The sequence below is a fragment of the Haloferax sp. S2CR25 genome, from assembly GCF_031624535.1.
Taxonomy (GTDB): Archaea; Halobacteriota; Halobacteria; order Halobacteriales; family Haloferacaceae; genus Haloferax; species Haloferax massiliensis.
Genome location: NZ_JAMQOO010000027.1, coordinates 1 through 2,057, shown reverse-complemented (window position 1 = coordinate 2,057; position 2,057 = coordinate 1). Strand labels below are relative to the sequence as shown.

Here is a 2,057-nt window from a genome sequence, read left to right as displayed (position 1 = left end):
AGCGTAACAGCTTACCGGCCGAGGTTCGAGGCGTCGAAAATGATCGGGACTCAAATCCACCTCCGAGACCTGGCGGCGTGTCTTATGACACGATTCCGTAGGTTGGCATACTGCATGGGTGGAAGCACGGGTGAGAACTCGTGTGGACCGTGCAGCAACGAAAATCATGGTCTCAGTAGCAGCGAGAGTCGGGTGTGAACCCCGACGGCCTTACGCGCAAGGGTTCCTCGGCACTGTCAATCAGCCGAGGGTTAGTCGATCCTAAGTCTAACCGTAATTCGAATTAGATGAAAGGGAAACTGGTTAATATTCCAGTACCTTCTTGCACTAAACGTCGACGCTTTAGGAAACACCGAGCGGGGCCTTCGCCCCGTCGAATCACCGAAATTCGTGGAAGCCGTAACGGCACGAAGCGAACGAATGGTGAGATAGGGAAACTCGGCGGTACCTAGAGCCCGTGAAAAGACAAGCAAGAAGCTCGTACCGAGATCCGACACAGGTGCGCTGGCAGAGCAAGCCAAGGCCTGTCGGGATCAACCGACGTTAGGGAATTCGGCAAGTTAGTCCCGTAAGTTCGCGATAAGGGATGCCTGCTCTTGACCGAGCAGGTCGCAGTGACTCGGACGCTCCGACTGTCTAGTAACAACATAGGTGACCGCAAATCCGCAAGGACTCGTACGGTCACTGAATCCTGCCCAGTGCGGGTATCTGAACACCCATTACAATGGGACGAAGGACCCGTCAACGGCGGGGGTAACTATGACCCTCTTAAGGTAGCGTAGTACCTTGCCGCTTCAGTAGCGGCTTGCATGAATGGATCAACGAGAGCGTCACTGTCCCAACGTTGGGCCCGGTGAACAGTACGTTCCAGTGCGGAGTCTGGAGACCCCCAAGGGGAAGCGAAGACCCTATAGAGCTTTACTGCAGGCTGTCGCTGAGACGTGGTCGCTAATGTGCAGCATAGGTAGGAGCCGTTACACAGGTACCCGCGCCAGCGGGCCACCGAGGCAACATTGAAATACTACCCGTTAGTGACTGCGACTCTCACTCCTGGCGGAGGACACCGGTAGCCGGGCAGTTTGACTGGGGCGGTACGCGCTCGAAAAGATATCGAGCGCGCCCAAAGATTTCCTCACGCGAGTCGGGAACTCGTGGAAGAGCGCAAGAGCAAACGGAAGTCTGACAGTGACATTCCCAACGAGTGTCGCTGACGCGAAAGCGTGGTCTAGCGAACCTACGAGGTTCATTCATGGGACCCGTAGATGACAGAAAAGCTACCTTAGGGATAACAGAGTCGTCACCGGCAAGAGCACATATCGACCCGGTGGCTTGCTACCTCGATGTCGGTTCCCTCCATCCTGCCTGTGCAGAAGCAGGCAAGGGTGAGGTTGTTCGCCTATTAAAGGAGGTCGTGAGCTGGGTTTAGACCGTCGTGAGACAGGTCGGCTGCTATCTATTGGGGGTGTTAAGGAACTTGACGTGAACGTTCGTATAGTACGAGAGGAACTACGAATGGGTGCCACTGGTGTACCGGTTGTCCGAGAGGGCAGATGCCGGGCAGCTACGCACCACGGGGTAAGAGCTGAACGCATCTAAGCTCGAAACCCACACGGAAAAGAAGTTCCACTGAGGACACTCGTAGAAGACGAGTTCGATAGACTCGGGGTGTACGCAACGAGGCAACGAGTTGTTAAGCCCGCGAGCACTAACAGTCCAAGCCACATTCATACGCACTGAGACCCGAGAACGGGTCCAGGCGCAAACTGGATTGCACGTATACATTGGTACGACGGCCCGACCGATATTGGTATGACAGCGGTTCGATTCCGTTGGTCGGCATTAAGGCGGCCAGAGCGGTGAGGTTCCACCCGTACCCATCCCGAACACGGAAGTTAAGCTCACCTGCGTTCTGGTCAGTACTGGAGTGAGCGATCCTCTGGGAAATCCAGTTCGCCGCCCCCACTCATACAGAGCCCGCTGGACTTCGGTCCAGTGGGCTTTTTTCATTTACAGCGAGCGGACGTCCGCTCGCACGCACACACTCAGAGCGACCGCGT

Annotated in this window: 2 rRNA genes; both read left to right on the top strand. The window is 55.9% G+C overall.

Annotated features, from left to right (window positions below):
• Positions 1-1,729 (top strand): 23S ribosomal RNA (locus tag NDI65_RS22110); the annotation flags it as partial.
• 111 nt (positions 1,730-1,840) lie between these two features.
• A 5S ribosomal RNA gene (rrf, locus tag NDI65_RS22105) occupies positions 1,841-1,962 on the top strand.
• Positions 1,963-2,057: the final 95 nt, after the last annotated feature.